Annotated in this window: 10 protein-coding genes; 5 read left to right on the top strand and 5 right to left on the bottom strand. The window is 55.2% G+C overall.

Annotation, left to right across the window (positions count from 1 at the left end):
- The first annotated feature begins 46 nt into the window (after nt 1-46).
- The 4 genes from EH31_RS16050 to EH31_RS18180 all read left to right on the top strand — a co-directional run bounded on the left by EH31_RS16050 (nt 47) and on the right by EH31_RS18180 (nt 3,487).
- Nucleotides 47-850, top strand: a complete 804-nt coding sequence (locus EH31_RS16050; protein WP_206742050.1) for a hypothetical protein — start codon at nt 47-49, stop codon at nt 848-850.
- Nucleotides 850-1,950 (top strand): hypothetical protein, encoded by a 1,101-nt coding sequence (locus EH31_RS16055; RefSeq protein ID WP_034962214.1) that lies wholly within the window; start codon nt 850-852, stop codon nt 1,948-1,950. Before EH31_RS16050 ends, EH31_RS16055 begins: the two co-directional genes overlap by 1 nt.
- A 17-nt stretch (nt 1,951-1,967) precedes the next feature.
- On the top strand, nt 1,968-3,140 hold the full coding sequence (locus tag EH31_RS16060; RefSeq protein WP_034962215.1) for a tetratricopeptide repeat protein: 1,173 nt from the start codon (nt 1,968-1,970) through the stop codon (nt 3,138-3,140).
- Between the two features lie 209 nt (nt 3,141-3,349).
- Nucleotides 3,350-3,487: a metallophosphoesterase gene (locus EH31_RS18180; RefSeq protein WP_422110936.1), complete on the top strand. Its 138-nt coding sequence runs from the start codon at nt 3,350-3,352 to the stop codon at nt 3,485-3,487.
- Between the two features lie 341 nt (nt 3,488-3,828).
- Here EH31_RS18180 and EH31_RS16070 read toward each other — a convergent pair whose 3' ends face one another.
- The 5 genes from EH31_RS16070 to EH31_RS18025 form a co-directional block, all read right to left on the bottom strand.
- Nucleotides 3,829-5,067 (bottom strand): S41 family peptidase, encoded by a 1,239-nt coding sequence (locus EH31_RS16070; RefSeq protein ID WP_034962219.1) that lies wholly within the window; start codon nt 5,065-5,067, stop codon nt 3,829-3,831.
- 74 nt (nt 5,068-5,141) lie between these two features.
- Complete coding sequence (locus tag EH31_RS16075; RefSeq protein ID WP_051699366.1) at nt 5,142-5,768, bottom strand: ATP-binding cassette domain-containing protein; 627 nt, start codon at nt 5,766-5,768, stop codon at nt 5,142-5,144.
- A gap of 126 nt (nt 5,769-5,894) precedes the next feature.
- A complete protein-coding gene (locus EH31_RS16080; protein WP_034962220.1) occupies nt 5,895-6,092 on the bottom strand; it encodes an anthrone oxygenase family protein in 198 nt (65 codons plus the stop codon).
- The gene (locus EH31_RS16085) at nt 6,070-6,453 is read right to left on the bottom strand and encodes a hypothetical protein (RefSeq protein WP_034962222.1); all 384 of its coding nucleotides are present in this window, start codon (nt 6,451-6,453) and stop codon (nt 6,070-6,072) included. Before EH31_RS16085 ends, EH31_RS16080 begins: the two co-directional genes overlap by 23 nt.
- A 241-nt stretch (nt 6,454-6,694) precedes the next feature.
- Nucleotides 6,695-6,871 carry a helix-turn-helix transcriptional regulator gene (locus tag EH31_RS18025; protein ID WP_241765967.1) on the bottom strand — a complete coding sequence of 59 codons (177 nt, stop codon included), beginning with the start codon at nt 6,869-6,871 and terminating at the stop codon, nt 6,695-6,697.
- On the opposite strand from EH31_RS18025, the gene EH31_RS18030 reads away from it, so the two are divergent.
- A complete protein-coding gene (locus EH31_RS18030; protein WP_241765968.1) occupies nt 6,871-7,047 on the top strand; it encodes a hypothetical protein in 177 nt (58 codons plus the stop codon). The genes EH31_RS18025 and EH31_RS18030 overlap by 1 nt on opposite strands.
- Nucleotides 7,048-7,244 lie beyond the last annotated feature (197 nt).

Genomic DNA, 7,244 nt, shown 5'->3' on the forward strand with positions numbered 1-7,244 from the left:
TCGTTGCTGCTTTGCTGCACTTGCACTGATTGGAGCTGCTGGTTCTGTGCAAGCGCAAACGGGCAGTATCGACGGCGAAGAGCCCGATATGTTCGACGACTTTTACACCTTCGTCTGCCCGGACGGAGGGTATGAAAGCGGCTGTGAGCGCGAGGACATTACGCTGTCCGTGTCACTGGATGATTTCGACCCCGCCACAATGGCACAAAGCTGCGCATACCGCACTTCTGCGGAGTGCCGGGTCACAGCCAGCGGCGAGATTTTTGCGGCCAGCCGTTCCTCCACCATGCACTGGCAATTGCTTGCGCTGCAACCGGCAGATGGCCCGTTGGTGCAGATGATCGTGTTGGTTGAAATGGACGGCGCGGTGCCCGTATTGTTGCTGTCGCATCAAAGCGAGGGATATATCGACCCGCCTGTCTTGGCCCGGGATGACACGCAATCGGGGATTCTGGTGCATGTCCCGGCGCGAAACCGAGGTCTGGGCAGCGCAGACCTGGTGCTATTCAGCCGGACAAATGGCTGGAACTGGACTAGCGCAGATGGGCTGATCGCTCAGATGGACAAGCTGTTGCCGGCTGGCTTTTCTGTTTCCCCGCCTGTCAGCTTCGATTTTCGTGAGGGCAGCGCCTTTGCACTTGTCCGGCGGGAAAGCGACCCGGGATGCTGCGCTACTGGTGGTATTGCCTTTGTCGATTTCGAGCAGTCCGATTTCGACCTCTCCGTAAGCCGCGTGACCTTCAATGAGACCCTGCCGGTTGGCGATGCCAGCCAGCCGACCCTTGATCCTTATTCCAAGACTGAAACAACGGAACACGGTTCTGCAAATGATGAAGGAACACACCGATAATGATGCGCGCGGCCAAACGCTGGACCATGATGTGTGCGGCCGCGCTGGGCCTCGTCTGCAGCTCAAGCGCATCTGCGCAAGCCGCTTGGCAGCAAGTGCAGACTATCACTTGGGTCGCGCAGGCAGAGCAGGTCGAGCGCAAATGCGACGCTTTCACGCATGAAGGGCGGTTTCTTTATCGCGAGGTGAAATCGCGCATGGTCACCTTTGAAAACGTCTCGCTTTACGAAAGGATTTCGCAAACGCAGGCGGATCGCCTTGCGGGCCAATGCCGTGATCTCAAGAATAACCCGGACGCGAAATACGTCGTCAACTACTTCAACAATGAAGGCGCACGCATGTTGGCGCTGCATCATTTCTTGCCTGCAGCCTCGCCATGCCGTTTTGCCAATGAACCCGCGTTTAGACAAAGGGCGAGCGCGGCATGGGCTGCCATCTCGAACAGCAGCGATCCACGGCACCAGCCCTCTGCGATGCAGCGCGAGGCAGATATCATAGCATCGCAGTGCCAGATCACCGATATCGCTGGCCGAAAATCGGCACACCCAGCCGCCTTTATGGCCGAAACCCTTTTGCCCATTTTTCAGAAGCCCGCTCGCTATGGCGGGGAAATGCTCGTCTCTGGCACCCGCGTGCAAGATCGGACCTGGCTGGAAGGACGGCGCAATCCGGACGCAGAGATTGTGAAAGGTGGCAGCATTGCCGGGCTGACTGTGGGCACGAGAGACCTGTTTCGAGCAGGGATTTTGACAGATGGACGTGTGATCCTGGTCGAGAAAGATCAGAGCAACAGCCTGTTTGGCGTGGCGAGCGTGGATTTCCATGCGGGCACCAAGACATATCAGGCCAGTAGTGGGCGCTCGCTCGACCCGCAATTTCGCAGGGTTTTCATCCTTGATGGCAAAGCAAGCGCAGAGCTTCTTCAGCAGCCCGATTTCAGGGTGAGCCTCACCCAGTCAAGCGGCATCATCTCGAACTGGGGGGAGACGAATGATTTTTCGGGCCGCAAACGTGCCGGTACTTCCGAAAAGCCCATCCAGTTCGATGTCACCGCCTTCAAAGCCGCGCTGGAATACAGCAACGCTCCGAAATATCAGTAGTTTGGGAAAGCCCTACCATGATCCATTTTACTCTGTTTGTTCGCACATTGATCGTGGGGATTGGACTGATCGGTTTTTCGCCTGTCGCCTTGGCAGCGCAGCCCTCAACGTCGGAAACGGGGCAAATGACCGAAAGCCCGCTGGTTAGGGAATGCGAGATCGATAAGGATGCCGAATCCTGCATGGCAATGGCCATCCGCACATTTGAAGGGAGAGAAACCCCGCAAAACAATGAATTGGCGCGCTTGTTCGCAGCCAAGGCTTGCGAAGGCGAATTGATGTCGGGCTGCAGCTTTCTTGGCGCGTTTCTGCAAGACGGGCTTGGCGGGCCGCAGGACGTGAAAGGGGCTGCCGCGCTCTATCGCAGAGCCTGCTACAATGACTACAAAGGCGCCTGCTACAATCTTGGCCAGCTGCTTTACAACAACCAGTCTGACGATCCCGAGGATCTTGCCGAAGCGCGCAAGATGTTTGCGATGGGCTGCGAAGCGGGCATTCCAGATTCGTGCAACAATCAGGCCGTGATGCTCAAATTCGGTGAAGGGGGCGAAAGCGATCTGGCAACTGCGCGTTCGTTGTTCGCTCAGGCGTGTGATGCAAAGCGGGTCGATGCATGCGCCAACTCTGGATACATGATGATGATCGGCGAAGGCGGGCCAAAACAGGTCGAGATGGCATCGCAGCATTTGCAGACAGCTTGCGATCTGGGGTCGATGACCGGCTGTGATAATCTTGGTGTAGTGCTGCTCAATGGCCTCGCCGGTGCCAAAGATCCGCTTGAGGCAGAGCGTCTTTTTACAAAAGCCTGTGACGGGGGCGAAGCCAATGCCTGCCTCAATCTCGGCGGAATGCTGTACAATGGTGTCACGGCGGATGCTGATCCATCTGCTGCGCGCAAACGCTTTTTAACCGGATGCGAGAGGGGTAGTTTGGAAGCTTGCGGGTTTCTGGCCAAAATGGCGTTTGACGGCGAAGGCGGTGATACCGACAGGGTTATGGCTCGCCAGATTTACGCCGATCTGTGTCACAAATTTAGTGTCAGCGAATCCTGCGTATTGCTCAGCGTAATAATTGAAAACGGACAAGGCGGTCCGAAGGACCCAGCAGCCTCAATGCGCGCACTCGAAAATGGGTGCGAGCTCGGAGACAAAAACGCCTGCCTGTTCCGCGACCATCGCAAAGCCAACTAACGAGGCTTCCAAGCTTACACTCCGACCTTTCCGTGCCAAAGACTGCTGCCGGCATCCATGAACACGTCCGACTTGAAGCTAGGTTCAGACAAAAGCCATCAGATGATGTGTCCCGATGCAATCTAGGATCATCGTGTTCTCGCGCCTAAGATGTTCTGATACGCATCTGGACTCTTTCTGACCTTCTTATCGAGCAATGCTGCTGGAATCTGCCGAACCCGGCGCCAGACTTCGATGTGCTCGTCGCGGCCGGAGACATTCATGACCCTTTGAGCGACGGTGTTCGCTGGCTTGCCGAAAGAGCAAATGGCCGACAGGTGATATACGTTCCGGGCAACCATGAATGATACGCTCACCGGCATCGCTTCACGATCGACAAGGAAACCGTGCGAGCATCAGCGCTCGCAAATGAGCTCGGTATTCACCTCCGGCAGGACACTGAGGTCGAGATCGATGGGGTGCGGTTTCTGGGCAGTACGCTTTGGACTGACTACCAGATATTCGGCGGCGGCTCGCTTTACATGCGCCATGCAAAAAGGTGAATGAATGACTATCGGGTTATCTTCTCCACCGAGATTGGAGAACCGCTCGATCCTGCGGAAGCCTTGGAATGGCATCTGCAATCTAAAGCCTGGTTGCATGAGCACTTCAAATCCGAATTCGATGGCATGGCGGTGGTGGTCAATCGCTACTCTGATGCGCCAACTTCACGTCGTCTGATGTCTTCGATCACCCATGTAAGCACAGGATCAATCCCGTCGACGTAATTTTGTCGAGAAGTTCTTACAGTAACATCAGGTGCAACCGCATCATTCACCGGGTCGCTAAAGCAAAACCGCCGCTTGGAATATGTCACCAAATGTCCGGAATTCGGAAGGGTGAATTGGCCCATATCTTGGTATCCGCAGGGGTTGGCTCCGGTCGGTTCGCCTATGATGCGGGCAATGAGTATGTCTGCGAACTGCGCAGAGTTGCTCATCGCAGCAGAGAAGGTCCTTCCACTGGTGAGCACATAGACGCCGTCTTTCCAGTCAAGCTTGTCGAGAACCACGAGATTAGCCACAAACGCCAAGCCGATGAAGAAATCGCCACCGAAGTTTTCTCGAAAGTCGATCACGAGATTCTGGGTGCCGGCTTCATCAAGCGCACGAGCAGCCTTATCAGCGAACTCACTCATCTCTTCAAACGAAGGGTAGCGGTCAAATTGGATGTATGCGACGGATGCATTACGCAGAAGCGCAAGCCGAATGCCTTCAATAGCGATCACTGTGGGATTGTCTGACAAATCCTTGCGATATGTAAGACGCTCTGTGATCGCGGCTCGGAAGGCTGTCGGCTCTATCGCTTTCACCTCGATAGCCCTCATCTTGCCCTTATATGAGATTTCGATGAGCAAGGTTTCCGCGTTCTCACTCAGCCCAACCGCTTGGCTTAGTGCTGCGTAGCTGAGATACTGGGCAACTCGGACCGCCTCGGATCCCTTGTTTTCAACGAAGGGAACGTAAGTGGCGAGCTGGTGATAGACCTCTTCCATCGGGCGGCCATTCCACCGATGAACGACTGCACCCAGCATATCAGCATGTTCCTTTGATGCGCCGACAACTACCGCTTCGCCATCAATCCATCGGAATTCGAGCGGGAAGCGTGGTTGAGGCGTGTTCCAAAGAGGCATCGACGTGTGGCCGTCGCCCACTAGCCGCGTGAGCCGCATCAATTCCGCCAGAATTTCGGCATCGGATCGGTTGGGCAGGTCCGCTCGCAGCCGGACGAGTTGGCGCTCGAACTCCTCCCGCGAGATTGTGTGAAACAGGTCAATGTGGTTGGCCTCAAGCTGCGCCTGATAGATCGCGATATCCTCAGTCCACTTGGCGACAGTCATCGCTTCGCGTGCATGAAGCTGCACAGCACTCGCGAGCGCTGCGACCATAAAGAGGCATATCCTGAACAGACTCATTAACCCTCCACAGTCCCATCTCTCCGCGCACTCGCCGCTCTCACGTATCACGGTCTTTTGAGGTTGATCGTTCGATCAGGTGCCATTCGTTTCCTAAACCGAGCATCGTGCGTTGATAGGATGATCGCGCCATCATATCCGGCCAAGGCCTCCTCAAGCATCTCAATGGATTCTATGTCGAGATGGTTGGTCGGCTCATCCAAAATCAGCAACCTTGGCACCACATCGCTAGAGAAGAGACACGCGAGCGCTAATCGGACCCTTTCGCCGCCTGATAGCATCGCCACAGAGCGCTCTGCCGCCGTTGAGCGAAAACCGAATGTTGCCAAAGCCGCATGGGCATCTTGAGCGCTCAAAGCGGGATTGTGCCGTTGCATGGCTCCAAGCGCAGTCTCGCTCGGTTGAAGCAATCTCAGGTGCTGATCCAGAAAGCCGATGGCAACAGTTTCCCTTGTCACCAAACCGGTGCCTGGCTCAGCCTCCCCAGCCAGTATCTGCGCCAGCGAACTCTTTCCGCTCCCATTGGGCCCAGCGATCAAAATCCGCTCTGGTCCAGCAATCGTAAGATCAATCGGCTCAAACAGAGCCCTGCCAGCAATTTCGCACGACACACCCTCTGCCTTCAGCGTAACTTGCCCCTGAACGAAGCCGCTAGCGGGCAAAGCAATTTCCATGGGAACTAGACGCGCGACGTCAGATCTTGCCCTAATCGCAGCGATGATGTAAATTCCGAAGCTAAGAGTGCGTCCGAATGATCGTGCATGGTTAAGCAGCGTCCATGTCCGAGTGTACTTCTCCCATTAGATCCGGGCATCGAGCCTGTCGTGATCGAGACGAGCGAGCGCGTCGTTCATTGGAACATTGCCAAACATAGTCACCAGAAAGACGCTGGCCAGATAAACCAAGGACGCGATGATGAGCATCACCAGCGCCGTGCCTTCGAACACAAAAAGGCTGTAAACTGCAAAGATAAAGCTAAGTGTTGCCTGCTTCGTCACCAAAGCGATTCTGAGCACCAGAATTGTCTGGCTTCATGAACTTCGGGCCAAGCGATTCGCCGGCAAGGCTAAGAGCAGAGGCGGATGCCAAGATAGCAATGAACGCAAGTACTTCCTGGAATGGAAGCAGTCCGAAGCCTTTGCGCGACTTGATCTTGACCAAACCTATCCATGACCAGCTTTTTCCCATGATCCTCAAATAGAAGAAGATAACCGACAACATGATGCCAACCCAAACCGATCCGCTGTAACGCCACATGAATTGGTCGAGAACGACCTTCAGCAGATAACAAAGCGCAACAATTGCGCAGAAATCGATCAGCGGCCGAAAGCGCGACATGGTGTCGAATAGAGTGATCATTCAACTGAGTTAGATGCCTCAGGTCTAAGGCTCTTGCCGGATCACGCCAATTTATTGCCCATACACGCCAACTCAGCGCTAGAAGGGCTGCCGCGTATCCAGCGCGATATCGTCTCCGCAAAAAGTTGACCATCTCGAGCGGATAGTCCGCTTCCGCCCAGCTTCGGTCTTGATCGAGATGTCCGTCTAAGAATTTGCGAAGCCTCAAAAGCAGGGCCTAAGAGATCAAGGATGAATGACGTCAAGCGGTCTCGGCAAACTTCCCGACTTTGATCTCGTCCTCATGCGCCCGCGCTCGAGCTAGCGAATAGGCTTTCTGCATGCGCCGCAAGTTATCGGCCCTGACACCGAAAGCCTTCTCGAAGCGGATCGCCATATCGGCAGAGAGGCTAACATTACCTTTGAGCAGCGTGCTCAATGCCTGCGGGAGACACCGAAATGTCCAGCGAGATCGGTCACGCTGACCCCAGCAGGCTCGACAATCTCGCTTTTGAGCCAGTCTCCGCAAGCCTGTGCCAAGACTACCGACGACGGACAGGCTTCATTTTCGTTTCCTACAGTCACTGCAACGGTCCCAACACGCTCACCTATTGAAACATCCAATCTGTCTGTTGAACGCCGACAGGGCCACGCAAGCTCGCGGGTTATTTGTGTCGCTGCTTTTGGTGGCACAGAAGATTCGAAAAAACTGTCCCGCTCACATTCCATCCGCAATCGCGTCCGAGGCCGTGTTGACATAAGACGTCAGCCACAGGCGTGTGGCGGCGAGGTTGAGGAAGCTCTCGAAGGAT

The organism is Erythrobacter longus (genome assembly GCF_000715015.1).
Taxonomy (GTDB): domain Bacteria; phylum Pseudomonadota; class Alphaproteobacteria; order Sphingomonadales; family Sphingomonadaceae; genus Erythrobacter; species Erythrobacter longus.